At 63.8% G+C, this 20,734-nt stretch carries 20 protein-coding genes; 16 read left to right on the plus strand and 4 right to left on the minus strand.

What is annotated here, in order from left to right:
- Positions 1-192 precede the first annotated feature (192 nt).
- Positions 193-636 carry a hypothetical protein gene (locus tag J4F42_12890; GenBank protein MCE2486406.1) on the minus strand — a complete coding sequence of 148 codons (444 nt, stop codon included), beginning with the start codon at positions 634-636 and terminating at the stop codon, positions 193-195.
- A gap of 297 nt (positions 637-933) precedes the next feature.
- Complete coding sequence (locus J4F42_12895) at positions 934-1,365, minus strand: PaaI family thioesterase (GenBank protein ID MCE2486407.1); 432 nt, start codon at positions 1,363-1,365, stop codon at positions 934-936.
- Between the two features lie 93 nt (positions 1,366-1,458).
- Between J4F42_12895 and J4F42_12900 the strand changes: the two genes are divergently transcribed.
- The 11 genes from J4F42_12900 to J4F42_12950 all read left to right on the plus strand — a co-directional run bounded on the left by J4F42_12900 (position 1,459) and on the right by J4F42_12950 (position 12,237).
- Positions 1,459-3,813: a CoA transferase gene (locus J4F42_12900; GenBank protein ID MCE2486408.1), complete on the plus strand. Its 2,355-nt coding sequence runs from the start codon at positions 1,459-1,461 to the stop codon at positions 3,811-3,813.
- Positions 3,813-4,988, plus strand: coding sequence for an 8-amino-7-oxononanoate synthase (bioF, locus tag J4F42_12905; protein MCE2486409.1), 1,176 nt, complete (start codon positions 3,813-3,815; stop codon positions 4,986-4,988). Before J4F42_12900 ends, bioF begins: the two co-directional genes overlap by 1 nt.
- Positions 4,985-6,352 carry an adenosylmethionine--8-amino-7-oxononanoate transaminase gene (gene bioA / locus J4F42_12910; protein ID MCE2486410.1) on the plus strand — a complete coding sequence of 456 codons (1,368 nt, stop codon included), beginning with the start codon at positions 4,985-4,987 and terminating at the stop codon, positions 6,350-6,352. The genes bioF and bioA overlap by 4 nt, the downstream gene beginning before the upstream one ends.
- A 7-nt stretch (positions 6,353-6,359) precedes the next feature.
- Positions 6,360-7,106, plus strand: coding sequence for a dethiobiotin synthase (gene bioD, locus J4F42_12915; GenBank protein ID MCE2486411.1), 747 nt, complete (start codon positions 6,360-6,362; stop codon positions 7,104-7,106).
- A 2-nt stretch (positions 7,107-7,108) separates the two neighbouring features.
- Complete coding sequence (bioB, locus tag J4F42_12920) at positions 7,109-8,113, plus strand: biotin synthase BioB (GenBank protein MCE2486412.1); 1,005 nt, start codon at positions 7,109-7,111, stop codon at positions 8,111-8,113.
- Positions 8,114-8,135: 22 nt separating this feature from the next.
- The gene (locus J4F42_12925; protein MCE2486413.1) at positions 8,136-9,161 is read left to right on the plus strand and encodes an LLM class F420-dependent oxidoreductase; all 1,026 of its coding nucleotides are present in this window, start codon (positions 8,136-8,138) and stop codon (positions 9,159-9,161) included.
- Between the two features lie 36 nt (positions 9,162-9,197).
- Positions 9,198-9,647 (plus strand): hypothetical protein, encoded by a 450-nt coding sequence (locus tag J4F42_12930; protein MCE2486414.1) that lies wholly within the window; start codon positions 9,198-9,200, stop codon positions 9,645-9,647.
- Positions 9,648-9,771: 124 nt separating this feature from the next.
- A complete protein-coding gene (locus J4F42_12935; GenBank protein MCE2486415.1) occupies positions 9,772-10,221 on the plus strand; it encodes a VOC family protein in 450 nt (149 codons plus the stop codon).
- A gap of 41 nt (positions 10,222-10,262) precedes the next feature.
- Positions 10,263-11,387 carry an amidohydrolase gene (locus J4F42_12940; protein ID MCE2486416.1) on the plus strand — a complete coding sequence of 375 codons (1,125 nt, stop codon included), beginning with the start codon at positions 10,263-10,265 and terminating at the stop codon, positions 11,385-11,387.
- Between the two features lie 9 nt (positions 11,388-11,396).
- A complete protein-coding gene (locus J4F42_12945) occupies positions 11,397-11,765 on the plus strand; it encodes a Rieske 2Fe-2S domain-containing protein (GenBank protein ID MCE2486417.1) in 369 nt (122 codons plus the stop codon).
- Between the two features lie 34 nt (positions 11,766-11,799).
- Positions 11,800-12,237 (plus strand): YcgN family cysteine cluster protein, encoded by a 438-nt coding sequence (locus J4F42_12950; protein ID MCE2486418.1) that lies wholly within the window; start codon positions 11,800-11,802, stop codon positions 12,235-12,237.
- A gap of 13 nt (positions 12,238-12,250) precedes the next feature.
- Here J4F42_12950 and J4F42_12955 read toward each other — a convergent pair whose 3' ends face one another.
- Together J4F42_12955 and J4F42_12960 are read right to left on the minus strand one after the other, a co-directional pair.
- Positions 12,251-12,535: an HNH endonuclease gene (locus J4F42_12955; protein MCE2486419.1), complete on the minus strand. Its 285-nt coding sequence runs from the start codon at positions 12,533-12,535 to the stop codon at positions 12,251-12,253.
- Positions 12,536-12,545: 10 nt separating this feature from the next.
- A complete protein-coding gene (locus J4F42_12960) occupies positions 12,546-12,749 on the minus strand; it encodes a hypothetical protein (protein ID MCE2486420.1) in 204 nt (67 codons plus the stop codon).
- A 358-nt stretch (positions 12,750-13,107) separates the two neighbouring features.
- Here J4F42_12960 and solA point away from each other — a divergent pair, with 358 nt between their 5' ends.
- The 5 genes from solA to J4F42_12985 are packed head-to-tail and all read left to right on the plus strand — an operon-like array spanning position 13,108 to position 20,661.
- Complete coding sequence (gene solA / locus J4F42_12965) at positions 13,108-14,247, plus strand: N-methyl-L-tryptophan oxidase (GenBank protein MCE2486421.1); 1,140 nt, start codon at positions 13,108-13,110, stop codon at positions 14,245-14,247.
- Entirely contained in the window at positions 14,244-15,323 is a 1,080-nt protein-coding gene (locus J4F42_12970) for a DUF917 domain-containing protein (GenBank protein MCE2486422.1), read from the plus strand. Before solA ends, J4F42_12970 begins: the two co-directional genes overlap by 4 nt.
- The gene (locus J4F42_12975) at positions 15,298-16,884 is read left to right on the plus strand and encodes a hydantoinase/oxoprolinase family protein (GenBank protein MCE2486423.1); all 1,587 of its coding nucleotides are present in this window, start codon (positions 15,298-15,300) and stop codon (positions 16,882-16,884) included. Before J4F42_12970 ends, J4F42_12975 begins: the two co-directional genes overlap by 26 nt.
- A 10-nt stretch (positions 16,885-16,894) precedes the next feature.
- On the plus strand, positions 16,895-18,922 hold the full coding sequence (locus tag J4F42_12980) for a hydantoinase/oxoprolinase family protein (protein MCE2486424.1): 2,028 nt from the start codon (positions 16,895-16,897) through the stop codon (positions 18,920-18,922).
- Positions 18,923-18,945: 23 nt separating this feature from the next.
- Positions 18,946-20,661: a hydantoinase B/oxoprolinase family protein gene (locus J4F42_12985; protein MCE2486425.1), complete on the plus strand. Its 1,716-nt coding sequence runs from the start codon at positions 18,946-18,948 to the stop codon at positions 20,659-20,661.
- Positions 20,662-20,734: the final 73 nt, after the last annotated feature.

Here is a 20,734-nt window from a genome sequence, read left to right on the forward strand (position 1 = left end):
ACAGTATAGCTCATCAGGGTAGGCAATTCTCACGGCTTCTCCCTAACTGATGCCACGCCCTAGCAATATAAGCCAACCTAGAACAGACAGAATTGCGTCTCGGCCGAACAGCAAAATACAGACTATGAGGATGAGCAAGAAGGTGACCATGACGTTCTAATAGGGACACGAAACAGCGCCCGGTCGCGGTTGTCACGTCCGTAACTGTGCTTCTACTGAGGCCATTTCTGTACGAAGGTACTCTTTCATGGCGTCTAGGTGTTCCTGGTAGCCAGCTATTTCTGATGCACGGTCAGGGAGATTTTGAGGATTTTGGGCAAGAGCATCTTCAACAAACTTTCTGACGGACGCTAACTCGCCCCTCCTATCCGTCACCTCTTTTTTACATAAGCAATGCGAACTGCTACCGCCTGCATTGGCTTGACGAAACAAAGCGTCATAATCCGTCGCCAGTTTGTCATTGAATTTTTCTACAAGGCCCACGGTTTCGCGGAGTTTTTTTGCAGCTTGCTCCTCTTCTCGAATACGACGTTGACGGTCTGCACGATCTCTGCTTCGACCAAGCCAAATGTTGTATGCAAGAGAACAAACAGCGACCACAGCACTGACTAATGAAACCACGGAAGAAAAATCCATATCACTTCTCTGGATCGACGGACCGCGATTAGTTAGCTGATCGCGGCGGCGGCTCAAACAGTGTCCGATCCTGCTGATACGTCCGATAAGGCCCTGTATGTCAACTTTCGTACCTTCCGTTTCCCGGTCTAGCTTTTCCAGGATAGCTTAAAGAATCCAGGCGTGGCGCGGCACCCGGATAAGCGGGTCCTCTAGGAAATTGTCTAGGCGCTCGGCCAGCGGTCCTGGGATGCCGAGCGAGACGGCCCGCGCTCCCATACAGGCCTCGGTATCAGAGCGGCCGGCCGGTCGCCCCTCCTAACTCGCCACCACCGTCCAGGTGCTGGTTACCAGGCTGACCAGATCGTCTTTGGCGTTGGTGATCCGGGCCTCCACAAAGGCTACCCGTCGGCCCTTGCGCAACACCTTGCCCTCGCCCCGCAGCAGGCCCTTGGCCACCGGCTTCAGGAAACTGATCTTGAGTTCGGCGGTGGTGGCCAGCTCACCCGTGTCCAGCACCGAGCCGATTGCGCTGGCCATGAGTTCGTCGGCAAACACGGCCAGGTAGCCGCCCGAGACGCAACCAAACGGGTTGAGCACGCGCTCCTGGATTGCCTCCCACTCCCAGACGGATTCGCCGGGGCGAAAGGCCAGGGCTCGCAGGCCGAGTTCGCGGTGCAAGGTCGAGAGGTAGTCCTCGAGCCGGTTGTCACGCAGGGCTTGGTTGAGTTTTTCAACAGGAGACAGCATAGTACACCCTCAGGCGACGTTGGGGCTTGACGTGGTTCATTCTCTCTTCTTCATCCATCAGGTGCAGGATGAACCACATTCCAGGAGGACACCATGGCTGGTGCGCTAGATGGCATCCAGATCATTGATCTGACACAAGGCATTGCTGGTCCGTATACCGGGATGTTGCTCGCCGAGCAAGGCGCGCAGGTGGTCAAGGTCGAGCCGCCCCAGGGCGATGCGGCGCGCGGCACGCCCGGTTTTCACGTGTGGAACCGCAGCAAACAGAGCGTGGTGGCCGATGCGGCTACGGCCGAGGGCCTGGCCCTTATTCGACGGCTGGTGGCCGGGGCGGATGTTGTCCTGACCGATTTTCAGCCCGGCAGTGAGGACGAAGCGCGGCTGAGCTACGACAGCCTGGCCGACAACAATCCGGGTCTGATCGGCTGCCACCTGCCGGCCTTTGGCACGACCGGCCCGCATGCCAAGCGCTTCCCGGACGATACCCTGGTCGCCGCGCTGAGCGGGCTGCTGGGCAGCCAGTGGTCGCACCGGGCCGGGGGCGTCTACCTGGTCATTCCGATTGCCAGCTATGGCGCGGCGTTTGTGGCCAGCGGGTCTCTTGCCGCAGCCCTGTTCGAGCGCGAGATCAGTGGCCTGGGCCAGCGACTCGAGGTATCGTGGGTGGCCGGCGCGTTTGCTATGAATACCGGGACGATCCTGTACCACCCCGACATTCTGCGCCTGTTCAGCGGCCAGCTCGACCCCCTGGGGCCGATTCCGGTCTACCGTCTGTTTCAGGCCCAGGACGACTGGCTGTTCGTGGCCTGCGGCAACCCGACCTTCTGGAACAAGTTCTGCCTGGCCCTGGACCAGACCGAGTGGCTGTCGGACCCGCGCTATGAGAGAGCGCCGTGGGGCATTGCGGCCGAAGATCGCCAGGAACTGGCAGACCGGATTAGCGCCATCATGCGGACCAGACCCCGGGCCGCGTGGCTGGACATCCTGCGCACTAACGACATACCCTGCGCGCCAGTCACCAGCCGTCAAGAGTTCATGGAGTTCTCGCAGGTGAGGCATAACCGCCTGCGGGTCGAGGTCAACGACCCGCAGCTGGGCCACACCGTTCAGGTGGGCGTCCCGGTCCAGCTGTCCCGCACCCCGGGTGCGATCCAGGGGCCGGCTCCGCTGCTGGGCCAGCATACCGAAGCGGTAAAAAAGAATGCTGAACGCGGAATGATGAATGCTGAACGGCGGAAAGCCTCCCCCGCGCCGGTCCGACCGGCGGCCGCCGGGACTCCGCTTCAGGGGGTGGTGGTGCTCGACTTTGCCAGCTATATCGCGGGCACGCTCGGCCCCATGATGCTGGCCCAGCTCGGCGCCACGGTCATCAAGGTCGAGTCGCTGAGCGGGGATGCATTCCGCGCCTTTGGCTTTGGCTTTCTGGGCTGGAACCAGGGCAAGCGCGGCCTGTCGGTCAATCTGAACAGCCCCCAGGGCAAACAGGTGGTATACGATCTGGTGCGCAAGGCCGATGTGGTGGTGGAAAATCTGCGGCCGGGCGCAACCCGGCGCTACGGCATTGATTACGACAGCCTGTCGGCCCTTAACCCGCGACTGATCTATGCCACGGTCACGGCCTTTGGGTCCAGCGGACCGGACCACGATTATCCTGGCTTTGACCCGCTGTTGCAGGCCCGTTCGGGCATCATGCGCGCTCAGGGCGGCCACGACCAGCCGCCGTTTTACCTGACCTGTGGGGTGTGCGACTATGCGGCCGCGCTGCTGACTGCCTACGGGGTGAGCGCAGCCCTGTACGCCCGCCACAAGACCGGCCTGGGGCAGCATATCGAAACCTCGCTGACCAGTGCCGCCATGGCCGTCCAGGCCGGCAATTTCATTTTCTATGACGGCCGGCCGGACATGGAGAACGGCGGGCCCGACCTGTGGGGCACGGGCGCCCTGTACCGTATCTATCCGACCGCCGACAGCTCGCTCTTTTTGGCCGTGACGGACGAGGACCAGTGGCGGTCGCTCGGCGCGGTCGTAGGCCGTCCGGAGCTGAGCCGCCAGCCGTTCAGCCAGGCCAGACAGGCCGGCGTGGACAGCCCGCTGGGCCAGGCGCTGACGGCCTGCTTTGGCCACGCCACGACCCAGGACTGGCTGGCGGCCCTGGACCGGGCCGGGGTGCCCTGCGCCCCTGTCCTGCCCCTGCCGGACCTGTTTGACGACGCACATGTAGCGGCCAACGAGCTGCTCGCGACCCACACCCATCCCGAGTGGGGAGAGGTGCGGCAAACCGGCATGCTGACCAGATTCTCGCGCACGCCGGCCGTCCTGCCATATGTCGCGCCCATGCTGGGTCAGCATACGGCCGAGGTGCTGCGGGAGCTGGCCGGCTATAGCCAGGACACAATCGACGCCCTGCTCAAACAGGGCGTGATTCACACGGCCGGAGAGACACACTGATGCTCACCGACATTCTGGCAGACCGTTTGGCCGAGTTGGAGCAGCGCGGTCTGTACCGCCGGCTGCGCCTGGTCGAGGGTGCCCAGGCCGGTCGGGTCAGGCTTGACGGGCGTGAGGTCCTGATGCTGTCGTCCAACAACTACCTGGGTCTGGCCAACCACCCGGCGCTCACCCGGGCGGCTCAGGCCGCCCTTGAACGCTGTGGCTGCGGAGCCGGCGCCTCGCGTCTGATCTCCGGCAGCATGGCGCTCCACCACGAGCTGGAAAACCGCCTGGCGCGCCTCAAACACACCCAGGCGGCGCTGGTCTTTCCGACCGGCTATCAGGCCAATGTCGGCACCCTGTCGGCCCTGATGGAGCCCGGCGATACGATTCTGAGCGATGCCCTCAACCACGCCAGCATCATCGACGGCTGTCGGCTGTCACGCGCCTCAACGCTCGTCTTTCGCCACAACGATGTGGACCACGTGGCCGAGCTGCTGGCCTCGTGCTCGGGCGCCGGGCAGCGCCTGATTGTGACCGACTCGGTGTTCAGTATGGACGGTGATATCGCTCCCCTGGCCGAGCTGAGCCGGCTGGCCCGTCGTTACGACGCCTGGCTGATGGTCGATGAGGCCCACGCCACCGGCGTCTTCGGTCCACACGGGGGCGGGGTGGTTGAGGAGTTGGGGCTGAGCGCGGCAATCGAGATCCAGATGGGCACGCTGGGCAAGGCGCTGGGCGGCTTTGGGGCGTATGTGGCCGGCAGCCGGCAGCTGATTGACTGGCTGGTGAACCGGGCGCGGAGTTTTGTGTATACCACCGCGCTGCCGCCGTCGGTCGCGGCCACGGCCATTGCCGGCCTGGATATCGTCGCCCAGGAACCCCAACGGCGGCGTCAGCTGTGGGACAATACCGCCTTTCTGGCCGAGCAGCTCACCGGCCTGGGCTATCGCCTGGGCCACACCCGCTCGCAGATTCTGCCGCTGATTATCGGCGAGGCGGGCCAGACCATGGCCCTGGCCGCAGCCCTGCTCGAACGCGGGATTTTTGCCCAGGGCATCCGCCCGCCAACCGTCCCGGTCGGCACCTCGCGGATTCGGGTCACCCCGATGGCGACCCATACCAGACGGGATATGCAGGACGCCGTTGAGGCGTTTGCCGCAGCCGGGAAGGAAGTCGGGGTGCTGGTATGAAAACGCCCGCGTACGTAGACCTGAAAGCCTGGGACCACGCCTACGTGTGGCATCCGTTCACCCAGATGCAGGACTGGCTGGACGAAGACCCGGTCGTCATCGCCCGGGGCGCGGGCAACTATCTGATCGATGTCCAGGGCCGACGGTATTTGGACGGCGTGTCCTCGCTGTGGTGCAATACCCACGGCCATGCCCGGCCCGAGTTGAACGCCGCGATTACCGAACAGCTCGACCAGATCGCCCACTCGACCATGCTGGGCCTGTCGAATATTCCGGCCACCGTCCTGGCCAAAAGGCTGGTCGAACTCACCCCGGCGCGGCTGAGCCGGGTGTTTTATTCGGACGCCGGGGCCACCGCGGTAGAGATCGCCCTGAAGCTCGCCTACCAGTACTGGCAGCTGAAGCGCCAACCCCAAAAAGTGAAATTCGCCTCGCTCGTCGAGGCCTACCACGGCGACACGCTCGGAGCGATCGGGGTCGGTTACTCGGAGCTGTTTCACCACTACTATCGACCCATCCTGCCCGACACCATCCGCCTGTCACCACCCCACGTGTTCCGCTTTTACCGCGGCCTGTCCGAGGCCGCCGCTCTGGCCGCGGCCCAGGACGAGGCCCAGCGGATACTGGCCGCCCACCACCCTGAGATCGCCGCCCTGATCGTCGAACCGCTGATGCAGGGCGCGGCCGGCATGTGGGCCCACCCGGTCGCCTACCTGCAAACCCTGCGCGAGCTGGCGACGCGCTATGATATCCTGCTCATCTGTGACGAGGTGGCGACCGGCTTTGGTCGCACGGGCAGGATGTTCGCCTGTGAGCACGCTGCGGTCGAGCCCGATCTCCTGTGTGTGGCCAAGGGCCTGACCGGCGGCTATCTGCCCCTGGCCGCGACCCTCAGCTCGGAGGAGATTTTTTCGGCCTTTCTGGCGCCCTATGACGAGTTCAAAACCTTTTTTCACGGCCATACCTACACCGGCAATCCGCTCGCCTGTGCGGCCGCCCTGGCCAGCCTGGACATCTTCGAGCACGACCGGGTGCTGGACAGAGTCGCCCCGCGTATCGCCCAGCTGCACCAACGCCTGCAAACCGAGTTTGCCGGCCTCGCCTGCGTGGCCGATATCCGACAGTGGGGCATGATGGTCGGGATCGAGCTGATGCGCGACCCGCAGCAGGGTATCGCCTACGAGCCGCACGAAAAAATCGGGGCCAGGGTCATTGCCGAGGCCCGTAAACATGGGGTGATTATCCGTCCGCTAGGCGGGGTGATCATCCTCATGCCGCCGCTCAGCATCACCGAGTCCGAGCTGACGCGGCTGCTCGACGTCACCTATGAGGCCATCCAGACGGTGACAGGCGAGGGACGCTGAGGGGCCAATGGACAGGCGCGACGCAACCGGCGTGTTGATCACCGGCACCGATACAGGGGTCGGCAAAACCGTGGTCGGCTGTGGCCTGGCCGCAGCCCTGACCGCGCGGGGCAAACGGGTCGGGGTGCTCAAACCGGCCGAAACCGGCTGTCCCCAGCGGCGGGGCGACCTCTACCCCCAGGATGCCGCTCGACTGGCCGCCTTCGCCCACTCCTCGCTGCCGCTTGAGGAGATATGCCCCTACCGCTTCGCTCCACCCCTGGCCCCGAGTGTGGCCGCCGAACTGGCCGGCAGGCGGATTGACAGCGGCCGGATTGCTGAACACTTTCGGCGCCAGACGGCCAGCCATGACGTGGTGATTGTCGAGGGCGCGGGTGGCCTGCTGGTACCCCTGCACGGCCGCTATGCGTTTGCCGACCTGGCGGTCGAGCTGCGGCTCCCGGTCGTGGTAGTGGTTGGCTCAAAGCTCGGCGCCCTGAACCACGCCCTACTGACCTTCGAGTGTGCCCAGGCGCGGGCCCTGCCCCTGTTGGGCTATATTCTCAACCATCCCAGCTCTGACTCGGATCTCGCCATTCAGACCAACGCCCAGACCCTGGCCGGGCTGACCGATGTGCCGTGTCTGGGTCAGCTGCCCTTTGTGCCGCTGCGTAACGATATAGCGGCAGACCGCGCCCTGCTCGGCCGGCAGTTCGACACCGCGATTGATATGCAGCGGCTGTTGGGATACAGCAGACCCGTGGAAGGAGTATGAAGATGACCGATATGTCCGCCCTGGCCCGTACATCGCTGGCGGGCGAGGCGCTGTCCCGCGCCGACGCCTTTGGCGTGCTCCAGACCCCCGACACCGAGCTGCGAGAGCTTCTCGACGCGGCCTTCAGCGTCCGTAGCCGGACGTTTGGTCGGAAGGTCAAAGTGTGTGTCTTGCAGAATGCCCAGAGCGGTCTGTGTCCGGAGGACTGCCACTACTGTTCCCAGTCAAAAATCTCAACCGCCCCGATTCAAAAATACCGCCTGCTGCCCCAGGATCAACTGCTGGCCGGGGCGCGCAAAGCCGTGGCCGCCGGCGCCCGGCGCTACTGCATGGTCGCCAGCGGGCGCGGACCACAAGCGCGCGAGATTGCGCATATGAGCCGGGCGGCACGGGCGATCAAGGCCGCGTTTCCCCGGCTTGAGATCTGTGTTTCGCTGGGTCTGATGGACCACAACCAGGCCACCGAGCTGAAACAGGCCGGGGTCGGCTGGGTCAACCATAACCTGAATACCAGCCGGCGCTTTTATCCCCGGATCTGCACCACCCACACCTACGACGACCGGGTCGAGACAGTCAAAAACGTCAAGCGAGCGGGCTTGTCGAGCTGCTCCGGGGGCATCATCGGCATGGGCGAGAGCGATGAGGATATTGTAGACTTGGCCTACGTCACCCGCGAGCTGGGTATTGACTCGATTCCGGTCAATTTCCTGTATCCGATTGCCGGCACACCGCTCGACGACCGACGCGCCGATCCCATCAAGGGCCTGAAAACCCTGTGTCTGCTACGCTTTCTGAACCCCCGCAGCGAGATTCGGATGGCCGCCGGGCGTGAGATCTATCTGGGCGACTGGTCGGGGTTGGCACTGTATCCGGCCAACTCGCTCTTTGTCGAGGGCTATCTGACAACGCCGGGCCAGCAGGCCGAGGCAGCCCGCAGCCTGATTGAACGGGCCGGTTTTGAGGTCGAAGAGGTGGACGGGACAGACCAGATGGCCGCCGGGGCCTAGGCGCCCCACGGAAAGGACTCCGATGAAGTGCATCCTGTCAGCCGTGCTGATCGTGCTCGTGTCTGTCACGGTCTGCTCCGCCACCCAGCAGGCCGTCAAGCCGATTCGGTTCGGGCTGCAAGTCGCCCAACAGCAGACCACCGTTCAGGAACTCAAACAGGTCTGGCAGGAGGCCGAGGCGCTCGGCTTTGACACCCTGTGGACCAACGACCACCTGCTGCCCAGCTTCGGCCCTGCCGACAAGGTCAACCTGGAGGCCTGGACGCTGCTGGCAGCCATGGCAGGCGTCACGTCCCGGGTCCGGATCGGTACCATGGTGTCCAGCAATACCTTCCGTCACCCCTCGGTCCTGGCCAAGATGGCGACCACCGTCGACCACCTGAGCCAGGGCCGGCTCATTCTGGGCGTCGGCTTTGGCTGGTTTGAACGCGAGCACGCGGCCTTTGGCGTACCCTTCCCGAAAATCAGAGAACGCAGCCGGCGACTGGACGAAGCCCTGCAGGTGATCACCGCGTTGTGGAGCGCCGACCCGACCGCGTCTTTCAGCGGGACGTATTACAGCCTGGTTGATGCGCCGTTTGAGCCCAAGCCGGTCCAGCAGCCCCACCCCCCGATCTTGATCGGCGGCATTGGCGAAAAACGGACCCTGCCGCTGGTGGCCAGATACGCCAGCATGTGGAATATTCCGATGCTCAGTCCAGACCGCATCCGGGCGAAAAGCCGCGTCCTGGAGCGCCTGTGCCAGGACATTCAGCGGGACTGCACCGGGATCGAACGCTCCATCCTCACCCCGGTCTACATCCGCACCGACCCGGCCGAGGTCCAAACCCTGTTAGAGCGCATTGCCGAGTTGAGAAACCTTCCCGTCGAACAGCTCCGCAAAACAATACTGGCCGGAACGCCGGAGGAGATTCGGCATCAGATCCAGACCTATATCGATGTGGGGGTGACCCATTTCATTGTCAATCTGCGTCGCCCGGGGCTGTACGATAGAGAAGCGGTGCGGATTTTTGCCACGGAAATCATGCCCGGCTTCAAGAACAATTGATCAGGACCATACATTGCCGGCAAAGGACTACGGACAATGAAAAGTGTGAATCTGGTGAGTATTCTGGCGAGTGTCTCGATCTGCTTTCTGCTGGTGGGCTGTTCCTCACTACCACCACTCAGTGAAGAGGAACTGCTTCAGGGGCTTGCCGAGATGGAGCAGCACGGTCCGTTTCAGTTTAAAGAGCGCACTTGGCCACGTCTGGAGAACAAGACCATCATCTACTGTGGCACGATTAGCGCGGCCCACAGCACGGAGGCAGGCTCAAGCGTGACCCTCAACTTAGAAGAGACACATGAGGAAGAACCCCTCGGCTGGTCTTTGGAAGGAAGAAGCGACTCTCCAGAGCTGACCCGCGAGTATGGAGTGGGAGACGCTATCTGTATAACCGGGATTTTTGAGAGCTATGTCGTCGTTCAGCACTACGCACCGCCCTATCGGGGGAGTGTGAGGCTGGAGACCTGGGAAAAACCTGCCATCTCGTAAGGGGTAAGTCCGGTTGTGTTGTGATCTAGTCCGACGGCGCCCTTCTCCGAACTGGCCGTCTTGTGCTATACCCCAGACTAGACCGCCCAAGCCGCGCTCAGCGTTGAGATAAGGAGGATAGACTATGCCGATTAAGGTTGTTGAACTCCACCATCACGGGATTCGGATTGGCACCGCACCGGATGAGGTTGAACAGGCCCGCAGTTTCTACTCCGACGTGCTGGGCCTGTCTACCGATCCGGCCCGGCCCACTATTCCCACCATCCCCGGTTTCTGGATGTATGTGGGCGAGGGAGAACGGACGACCCAGATCCATCTGATGGGCGCGAGCGGAAAATCGCCCATGGCCAAAAGCGAAAAAGAAGACCCAACCCTGCCGCACGTCGCCCTGGCCGTCGAAGACATTCAAGCGGCCCGTGAGGAGCTGGACGAACGCGGCATCTGGTACTGGAGCATCCAGGGTCTGGTCGGCCAGAACTCCGATCAAGTGTTTGTCCGGGACCCGTGCGGCAATGTGATCGAGCTGCACCAGATCGGCACCTGTACATGTAACAAGATCGCGCTCAGCCAGTAGCCCGTCTGCCATCCGCCCAGCCCTATTTGCCAGGAGGCCCAATGACCGCAGAATACACCCAACGCTTGCTGTCTTCCGACTCTCACATTGTCGAACCCGCCGATCTGTGGCTCACCCGCATGGACAAAAAGTGGCGCGACAAAGCCCCCCGTATTGAGGCGCTGGATGAAACCGGAGACTACATTGTCATCGACGGGCTACGCCCACGTCCGCTGGCCTTTGAGGGTCCGATGGCCGACCTCAAGGCCCAGGGTCTGGACATCCCCAAACCAAAGGGGTTCAAACATTCAGAAAACCGACCGGGCTGCTGGGACCCGGACGAGCGCCTCAAGGACCAGGATCTGGACGGCGTGTCTGGAGAGGTCGTCTACCCCGGGGTCGGGCTGACGCTGGTGCGGGCACCCGACGCCGAGTACCTGTACGCCTGCTGCCGCGCCTATAACGACTGGCTGGCCGAGTTCTGTCAGCCCTACCCTGATCGTTTGAAGGGCGTGGGCATGATTCCGTGCCGGGGCCCGGTTGAGTGGGCGGTCGAAGAAACCGAACGGTGTGCCGAGTTGGGTCTGGTCAGCGTGATGTTGCCCGCCTGGGTCGATGACCGCCCGTATAATCTGCCCGACTGGGATCCGCTGTGGGCGGCCATGCAAGACATGGGGCTGATTGCCAGCATCCACATCGGCGGCCGTGATCCGTTCGGGCGGGCCCACGGTCCGGGTGCGGGGGGGATCATCATCGGTATCGTCAAGTTTGAGATGAACGACACCCTGCAACACCTGATCTGGGGTGGCGCGCCGGTCCGCTTTCCCAAACTCAAGTGGGCGCTGGTCGAAAGCGGCATCGGCTGGATTGGGGCCGCCCTGGGCTTCATGGACCACTGGTGGCAGGACCACAAGGGCTGGATGGAACCTCGCCTGCCCGAACCGCCCAGCACCTATTTTCATCGCCAGTTCTACGCCACCTTCGAGGACGACCGGGCCGGCGTGCTGACCCGCGAGCTGATGGGTGTGGAGAACATCATGTGGGGCTCGGATTACCCGCATACCGAAGGGGTATGGCCGTTCTCCCGCAAACAGGTGGCCGACAACTTCGCCTCGATTCCGGACGTCGACACCCGCAAGATTGTCCACGACAACACGGCCAAGCTGTACGGTTTCTCGATGGAGTAAACGGTTGGCATGCGAGGGGTGTGGCAAAAATTGGCGGCCTGGCTTGGCGGGCGGGCGGCCACGCCCCGGCCATCCCGCAGCTATACGTTTCCCCTGTCCGACTTCCCGGACGGACAGGGTACATCGCTGAGCGTCGGAGGAAAACGGCTGGCCGTTTTCCATCTGGGCAAGCGAGTGTTTGTGATCGAGAATAGCTGCTCGCATAACCGTTCTCCCCTGGTCGGCGGGCTGGTCTCGGGCACGGTGGTGACCTGCCGGACGCATCGGGCACGTTTCAGTCTGGAAACTGGGCAGGCCGTGGGTGGCCCGACCCGCCGACCGGTTCGGACCTATCCGGTGACGGTTGCCGAGGGACGGGTCGTGATTACGGTCAGCTGAGTGCAGCCCGGAGCCGAGGAGACGAGACAGGCGTATGCCAAAACCGTTTTGGGAAACCAAGTCTCTGGCCCAGATGAGCAAGGCCGAGTGGGAATCGCTGTGTGACGGGTGTGGACGCTGCTGTCTGCATAAGATTGAGGACGAGGACGGTGTGGTGTATACCAACGTGGCCTGCCATCTCCTTGACCCCCACACCTGTCGGTGTACCAACTATGCCGAGCGCCAGCGCTGGGTGCCGGACTGTCGCATCCTCAGCCCACAGACGGTGGGGCAGATCCGCTGGCTGCCACGCACATGCGCCTACCGGCGGCTGCACGAGGGCAGAGGCTTGGCTTGGTGGCACCCGCTCAAGTCCGGCAGTCCGGACACGGTCCATCAGGCCGGGATTTCGGTCCGCGGCAGCATTGTGTCAGAAAAGCTGGTTCCGCTCGACCGCCTTGATGACTACATTATCGACTGGATTGAGTCGTAAGGGCGAATATCGCCTAGCCTGCCCCGTCCGCCTCCCACTCCCACGGCAGGGCGTATTTCTTCTTGCTGTTGCAGGCTTTACAGGCCGGAACGATATTGCCCTTGGTTGATCGGCCACCCCGCACCAGGGGGATGAGGTGGTCCATGGTCAGCTCGGCGGGCGGGAAGCGCTCGTGACAGTAGTGACACAGGCCGCCCGCCCGCCGGCGTTTCCACCATTCAGAGCGGCGCAACTCACGGGCACGATTTTTTTCGTGCAGGATGTCAGCTGCGCTCGCGTCTGAGAAAAAGGGCTTCATGCGGTCTGGCTCAGTGCGAGCCTTCCGACGAATGTTCCTCTGACGATCCACCACAGCCACCAGCGTTTTCGTCGCCAGTGTTCTCGTCCTTCTTGTCGGACGCTTCCTGCCCAGCCTCGGCCTCACCTTCGTGCTGATCGGCCCACACAGCTGGGGCCGTAAAGCTGAGGCCCAAGGCAAGCGCCACGGCGGTGATGAGTGTTCTCTTTCGCATAGGTGTTCTCCTCCCCTATCGTTAAAGTACTCGCTGCCCACCCTGAGCAGCGAGCCACTTCCTCAGTAGCCTATTTTGCGGGGATTGAGAACTCCCCCTGGCGAAGCTGCCAACCGCGTGGGTGACGACCCGACGGGCTCAGACTGCCTGACATCAGTTCCAGCAAACCGCCTCACGCTCTGGAAAACATGAAGTATCGGGGCCTCATCCGGCTGCGATGCTACGGGAAAAAACGCCAGGCATCCCGGATCAGCCTTCCAGCCGAGCGCTTTGTGTTCCCGGACGGCTTTCGCTATGGTGATGCCAGCCCTCTGTGCCTGAGCTACTGGCACCACACACGGGGGCGAGAGGGACGGCGATGGAGCACTACGACTGCATTGTGATCGGCACCGGCGGAGTGGGCAGCGCGGCGCTGTTTCATCTGGCCCAGCGTGGCGTGCGAGCCCTGGGCATCGACCGTTTTCCACCCGGCCACGACCGGGGCAGCTCACACGGCAACACGCGCCTCATTCGGCTGGCCTATATGGAGCACCCGGACTACGTCCCGCTGCTGCGGCGGGCCTACACCTTATGGGCCGACCTGTCCGAACGCTGTGCCCAGCAGCTGTATACCGAAACGGGCCTGCTTGAGGTCGGGCCGGCCGACGGGTTCATGGTACCCGGCGTGCGGGCCAGCGCCCGCGCTCACGGTCTGGCGGTTGATGAACTGAGCGCGGCCGAAGCCGAACAGCGCTTCCCCGGCTTTCGGGTGCCCCCGAGCATGACCGCCGTGTTCGAGCAGCAGGCCGGCTATCTGCGCGTTGAGGCGTGTATTCTGGCCCATATTAATCACGCCCAGCGGGCTGGCGTCCAGCTACGCAGCAATGAAGTCGTACAGGACTGGCGGGCCGACGGTCGGGGCGTGGTGGTGACCACCGAGCGGACCGAGTATGCCGCCGAGCGCCTCATCATCACCGCCGGGGCGTGGGCTGGCCAGCTGCTGGGCGAGCTCGGCATCCCCTTTACTATCCGGCGCAAGTCTCTGTTTTGGTACGACATCGACGATCCCGTGTACGGCCAGTCCGGCTGTCCGTGCTACTTCTACGAGACGCCCGAGGGCAATTTTTACGGCTTTCCGCCGACCGACGGGTTTGGCCTGAAAGTAGCCGAGCACTCGGGCGGACAGTCCGTCAGCGATCCGCTCGGCCTTGACCGGAGCGTCTACGCCCACGACCAGGAGCAGGTCGAACGCTTTCTGGCCAGCTACCTGCCGGGGGTCAGCCGGCGGCGTCAGCACCACGTGGTGTGCATGTACACCATGAGTCCGGACGAACATTTTGTTGTAGACCGCCATCCCGAGCACCCGCAGGTCGCTTTTGTGGCCGGACTGTCGGGCCACGGCTTTAAGTTCGCCAGCGTGTTGGGCGAAATCCTCACCCAGCTGGCCCTCGACGGTCAGACCCCGCTGGCAACCGGATTTTTGGGCTGTCAGCGGTTTTTCTCGGACGCCAAGCTATGACCCTGCTCGACCTCGAAGACCTGGACCATATTGCGCTGGGCGCTACCGTCCTGGGCACCGGGGGCGGCGGCGACCCGACTCTGGGCAAGCTGATGGCCCAGCAGGCAGTGCGCCGCCACGGCCCCATCCGGCTGGTTTCGCTCGACGAAGTCGCGGACGAGGCGTGGCTCATCCCCACCGCCATGATGGGTGCCCCAACCGTCCTGGTCGAAAAGATTCCGAGCGGTACCGAAGTCTTGGACGCCTTTCGGATGGTCGAACACCACCTCCACAGCCGGGCGTTTGCCACCCTGTCGATTGAAGCCGGGGGAGTCAATTCGATGATTCCGATGCTGGTCGCGGCCAGCCTGGGCATCCCGATTATTGACGCCGACGGCATGGGCCGGGCGTTTCCGGAAATTCAGATGGTCACCCCCAGCCTGCACGGCGTAGCGGCCACCCCGATGGCGATTGGGGACGAAAAGGGCAACCGGGTGCTGCTGGAAACAGTGGACAATTTCTGGACCGAGCGCCTGGCCCGAACGGCGACGGTCAGCCTGGGCTGTTCGACCGCGGTGGCGCTCTACCCCATGCAGGCCCGGGTGGCCAAAAAAGCCCTGCTACGCGGGACCCTGTCACTCGCCCAGCGGATCGGCCAGACCCTGCACGCTACCACCGCCCGCCAGTCGCACGATCCGATAGAAGCGCTGCTCGACCTGCTCGGGGGTCGGCGGCTGGGCCAGGGCAAGATCACCGATGTGCGACGCCAGACCCAGCAGGGTTTCGCCCGTGGTGAACTCGACATCCGCGGCACCGGCCCGGATGCCGGAGTGACCTTCCGGCTGGCCTTTCAGAACGAAAACCTGCTCTTCTGGCGTGAGGACCAGCCCCAGGCCACGGTTCCCGATCTGATCACGGTTGTCGACGAACAGAGCGGCCGGCCGGTGACGACCGAAAGCTTGCAGTACGGCCTGCGGGTCGCGGTCCTGGGCTTTCCGAGCCATGCGCAGTGGCAAACACCGGCCGGGCTGGCGCTAGTCGGCCCGCGCGCGTTTGGATACGAGATCGATTATGTCCCGCTCCACGCCTCGACCTGATGAGCCCCCGGCGGCCGAGTTACGTCTCGGCGTCGATGTCGGCGGGACCAACACCGACGCGGTCATTGTCGCTCCGGCCGGTCAAGTGTTGGCCAGCGCCAAGTCCCCCACTACGGCCGATGTCACGGCTGGCGTCGGGCACGTCATCCGCACCGTGCTGTCGGACTCCGGGCTGGCGCCGGGCGCTATCGGCTATGCCATGCTGGGCACCACCCACTGTACCAACGCGATTGTCACCCGTCAGGGGCTTGATCGGGTCGGCGTCATTCGTCTTGGAGCGCCGGCTACCCTGGCCATCGAGCCGCTGCTGACCTGGCCGATCGAGCTGCGCCAGGCGGTGTGTGCGTCGCGGGCCATTGTCCGTGGCGGCCATGAGTACGACGGCGAGCCGCTGGCCGCGCTGGACGCCGGGGAGCTGCGGGCCGTCCTCCGAGACATGCGCGGCGCGGTCGCGGCGGTTGCCATCAGCGGCGTGTTCGCACCGGTCAACCCGGCCCACGAACATGCGGCCCGAGACATCGTCCACGAAGTTCTGGGCGAGGACGTAGCGGTCAGCCTGTCGAGCCAGATCGGCAGCCTCAGTCTGCTGGAGCGTGAGAACGCCACCGTGCTTAACGCCGCGCTGATCGGCGTGGCCCGGACCGCCATAGACGGCTTTGCCCGGGCCGTCCAGGGCTGCGGTATTTCGGGCCGCCTGTTCCTGGGCCAGAACGACGGCAGTTTGATGTCGCTCGACTATGCCCTGCAGCATCCCATCTTCACAGTCGCGTCCGGACCGGCCAACAGCATCCGAGGAGCGGCCGCGCTGAGTCGGCTCGATGAGGCACTGGTCATTGATATTGGCGGGACTACGACCGATATCGGTATGCTCCACAGAGGCTTTCCGCGCGAGTCGGCGCTGGCGGTTGAGATCGGCGGCGTGCAGACCAATTTTCGGATGCCGGATCTGGTGTCAATCGGTCTGGGCGGGGGTAGCCGGGTGTATAGCGACGACGGCTGTCGGGTCGGTCCCGACAGCGTCGGCTATCGACTCACCCAGGACGCACTAGCCTTTGGCGGCGGGCAGCTGACCGCCACCGACCTGGCGGTTGCGGCCGGTCGGGCCCGGCTGGGCGACCCCGGCCTGCTCGAGTCCCTGCCCACGTCGGTGGTCGAAACGGGGCTGGCCCATATCGCTCAGCGTCTGGAAGACACGCTAGACCGGGTGAAGCTGTCGGCCGCGCCGGTTCCGGTTGTGGCGGTCGGTGGGGGCAGTCTGCTGCTGCCCGACCACCTGCAGGGGGCCAGCCAGATTATTCGTCCGCCCCACGCCGAGGTCGCCAATGCCATCGGCGTCGCCATCGCCCAGGTCAGCGGGACGGTCGATCAGGTCTTTTCGCTCGACGGGCTGAGCCGGGCCGAGGCACTTGAGCGGGCCAGCCAAGGGGCGTCCGAGCGAGCCGTTGCGGCTGGGGCAAAGCCCGACAGCATTGAGATTATCGACCGGGAGGAAATCCCGCTGGCCTATCTGCCGGGCAACGCCGTGCGTCTCAAAGTCAAAGCGGTCGGCCAGCTGGCGTGAAGGAGCAGGTATGCGCATTGCCGTTGATGTTGGTGGGACCTTCACCGACGTGATCGTGCTCGACGAGCACCGCTTACGCCTGGAGAAAGTCGAAACCACCCCTCACACCCCGACCGACGGCGTACTGCGGGGATTTGCCAAGGCTCAGGCCGCGCTGGAGGCGATTGACTATTTTGTCCACGGCACGACCCTGGGCTTGAACGCCCTGCTGACCCGCAGCGGCGCCCGAGTGGCGATTGTCACCACCCAGGGGTTTCGGGACATCTATGAGCTGGGTCGTACCGCCCGAGACGTGATGTACGACCTGACCTATCACAAGCCCGCGTCCCTGGTGCCCCGCTCGCTGGTCTTTGAGGTCCGGGAACGCCTGGATTTTCAGGGCAACATCCTGACACCCTTTGACGACGAAGCTGCAGCTGCGGTCGCCCAGCGCTTGCGGGCTCAGGCCGTCGAGGCCGTAGCGGTGTGTTTTCTGCACAGCTATGCCAATCCGGCCCACGAATCAGCCATGGCCGAGGTTTTAGCCCAGCACTGCCCGGGCATTCCGGTCACCCTGTCCCACCAGCTCAGCCGCGAATACCGGGAGTATGAACGGACCAGCACGACCGTCATAGACGCGGCCATCAAACCGCTGGTACGGGGCTATCTCGAACAGCTCGACCAATCCCTCCAGGATCAGGGCTTTGGCGGCCACTTCCTGCTCACCCGCTCCGGCGGCGGAGCCATGACGGTCAGCGCCGCCCAGGAGCAGCCGGTCCACCTCGTCCTGTCCGGTCCGGCTGGGGGAGTCATCGGCGCCAGCGCGCTCAGCGAGCTGATCGGCCAGCCCAACCTGATCAGCCTGGATATGGGCGGCACGAGTCTGGATGCCTCACTGATCGTCAACGGTCAGACACGGCTCAACACCGAAGCCCAGTTCGAGGGGTTGCCGATTTCACTCCCGATTCTGGATATTAAGACGATCGGCGCCGGCGGGGGCAGCATCGGCTGGATTGACGAGGGCGGCCATCTGCAGGTCGGCCCGCACAGTGCCGGCGCCCTGCCCGGCCCGGCCTGCTACGGCAAGGGCGGCCGGGCGCCGACCTTCACCGACGCCGCCCTGCTGGTCGGCTATCTCGATCCCAACAACTTTTTGGGCGGTGCTATTCCGCTCGACGCGGACCAAGCCCAACAAGCCGTGCAGTCCGAGTTGGCCGACCGTCTGGGCATGTCCGTCTCTCAGGTCGCGGCCGGCATCGTGCGCATCAGCGAGGCAAAAATCAGCGGCGCCATCCGCGAGATTTCGATTGAACAGGGCTTTCACCCCAAGGACTTTGCCCTGCTGGCGTTTGGCGGAGGTGGCGGCTTGGTGGCAACCAGCGTTGCCCGAGAGCTGGGCATTCCGGTGGCGCTTATTCCGCCTGGACCGGCCAATTTCTCAGCCCTGGGCATGCTCATGGTTGATGTCGTCCACGACTTTTCCCAAACCTATGTCACGGAGCTGGCCGAGGTCGACGTGGCAAGCGTCAGCCGGCTGTACGCCGACCTCGTCCGGCGCGGCCATACCGCCTTGCAGGCCGACGGTTTTGAGTCGCAGGAGCGGCGCGTGGTACGCTCGGCCGAACTTCGCTATCAGGGTCAGGAGCACACGGTCAATCTGCCCCTGCCCGAGCACGATCTCAGCCCGGCAGACCTGTCCGCCCTGGCCGACGCCTTCAACCGGACTCACGCCGAGCAGTACGGCCACCGTATGGACGATCCGGTCGAGTTGGTGACCCTGCGCCTGCGGGCGGTCGGCCTGTTGCCGCGCCCAAGCCTGCCGACTGTTGCGGCTCATACCGGTCCTCTTGAAGCCACCCGAAAAGGCCGCCGTACCGTCTACCAGCCCAGCCTCGGTCGTCCGCTCGACTATGCGGTGTACGACCGGCTGCGGCTGGGCGCGGGGGCCGAGCTGGCCGGCCCGGCCATTATCGAAGAGCCGACCTCAACCACCCTGGTCCATCCCGGCGATAGCCTGCGGGTCGAGGAGTATGGGGAGTTGCGTATTACGCTCGGTTGAGCCGCGTAGCACAAGGAGGAGCGATGAACCCTGTCGATTCGATTACCGTCGAAGTTGTGCGCCACCACCTGCTGTCGGCCGCCCGAGAAATGGCTCGCAACCTGATGCGGACCTCGTACAGCACGATTGTGTACGAGATCCGCGATTTTGGCCTGGGGATTTATGACCGTCAGTGCCGCCTGCTGGCCGAAGCCCCAGGGCTGGCTATCTTCACCCGGGCCAATGACTACGCGCTACGAAAAATCGTCGAGTTCCTGGGCCGCGACAATATCCATCCGGGCGACGTCATTTTGCTCAACTATCCGTTCTGGAGCTCGACCCATACGCTGGATGTGACTGCGGCTTCGCCCATTTTTTACGGCGACCAACTGGTCGGCTTTACCGCAGTCAAACAGCACTGGCTGGATCTCAAACAAAAAGACGCCGGCTACTGCCTGGACTCCCAGGACATGCACCAGGAGGGCCTCTTCTTTCCGTGCTCAAAGATTGAGAAGCGCGGCGTGCGCAATACCGAACTCGAAGACATCATCCGCTTCAACTGCCGCATGCCTGAGCACGTCCTGGGCGACATGAACGCCCAGATCTCCTCGTGTCGGACCGGTGAGCGGCGGGTGCTGGAACTGGTCGAAAAGTTCGGGCCCGACACCTTCAGCCAGGCACTTGATCAGATTCTGGACCACGGCGAGCGACTGGCCCGGGCGCGCCTGGCCAGCCTGCCGACCGGCACTTGGTCGGCCGAGGACTGGGTCGATGATGACGGTGTCGATACCGACACCATGGTCAAAATCAAGGCGACCGTCAGCATCAGCGACACAGAGCTGGTGGTCGACTTTGCCGGCTCCTCACCGGCGACCAACGGGCCGATCAATATCCCCTTCGGCTGCACCCTGGGCGTTGCCGGCCTGGTCTTCAAGTCCATCACCACCCCCGACACGCCGGCCAACGAGGGCAACTTTCGTCCCCTGCGGGTTGAGGCTCCGCCGGGCAGCCTGATGCACGCCGTTCCGCCGGCGGCGACCTTTACCCTGTGGCCGGCGCTGCTGGCGACCGAGGTGGTCACCAAAGCCTTGGCTCAGGGCTTACCCGATATCGTGCCGGCCTGCTCGGGCGGCGACGTGTGCTCGATGATGGGCGTCGGCATCCACCCCCGCAGCGGAAAAATGTGGATCGAGGCGACCAATGAAGGCGTTGGCTTTGGCGGCCACGCCGGCCGTGACGGTGAGAACGGGATCATGCATATCACCGAACCCGGCTGTCGCAATAATCCGGTCGAGGTCTTGGAGACCAAGGCGCCGCTGTTCATTGAGGACTATGGGCTGCGTCAGGATTCGGGCGGCCCGGGAAAGCATCGGGGCGGACTGGGCGTGACGCGAACCTATCGCTTTTTGGCCGACTCGTCGGCCGTAACCCTGGTCAAAAAAACCAAAACGCGGCCGTGGGGCATGGCCGAGGGCCGGGATGGCGAGAACTGCCATGTGATCCTGCGTCCGCACACCGGGCAGGAACGGGTCACCGGCATGGTGTATGAAAACATGGCGGCCGGAGAAGTCCTGGCCAACTGTTCGGGCGGGGGCGGAGGCTGGGGCGACCCCCTGGAACGCAGCCCGGACGCGGTGCTGGACGATGTCCGCCAGGGCTATATTTCGATTGCCAGCGCCAGGGAAGACTATGGGGTGGTGATTGATCCAGACACCCTGCAAATCGACCGGACGGCAACCCAGGTCCTGCGCCGCAGCTAGAGTGGTTCACGATAGGTTGTAGCCATTGGAGCGGTCGTGTGATAGCAGCCGAGGGCGGAGGACCACAGGATGC

This window comes from Desulfurellaceae bacterium (genome assembly GCA_021296095.1).
Taxonomy (GTDB): domain Bacteria; phylum Desulfobacterota; class Binatia; order Bin18; family Bin18; genus JAAXHF01.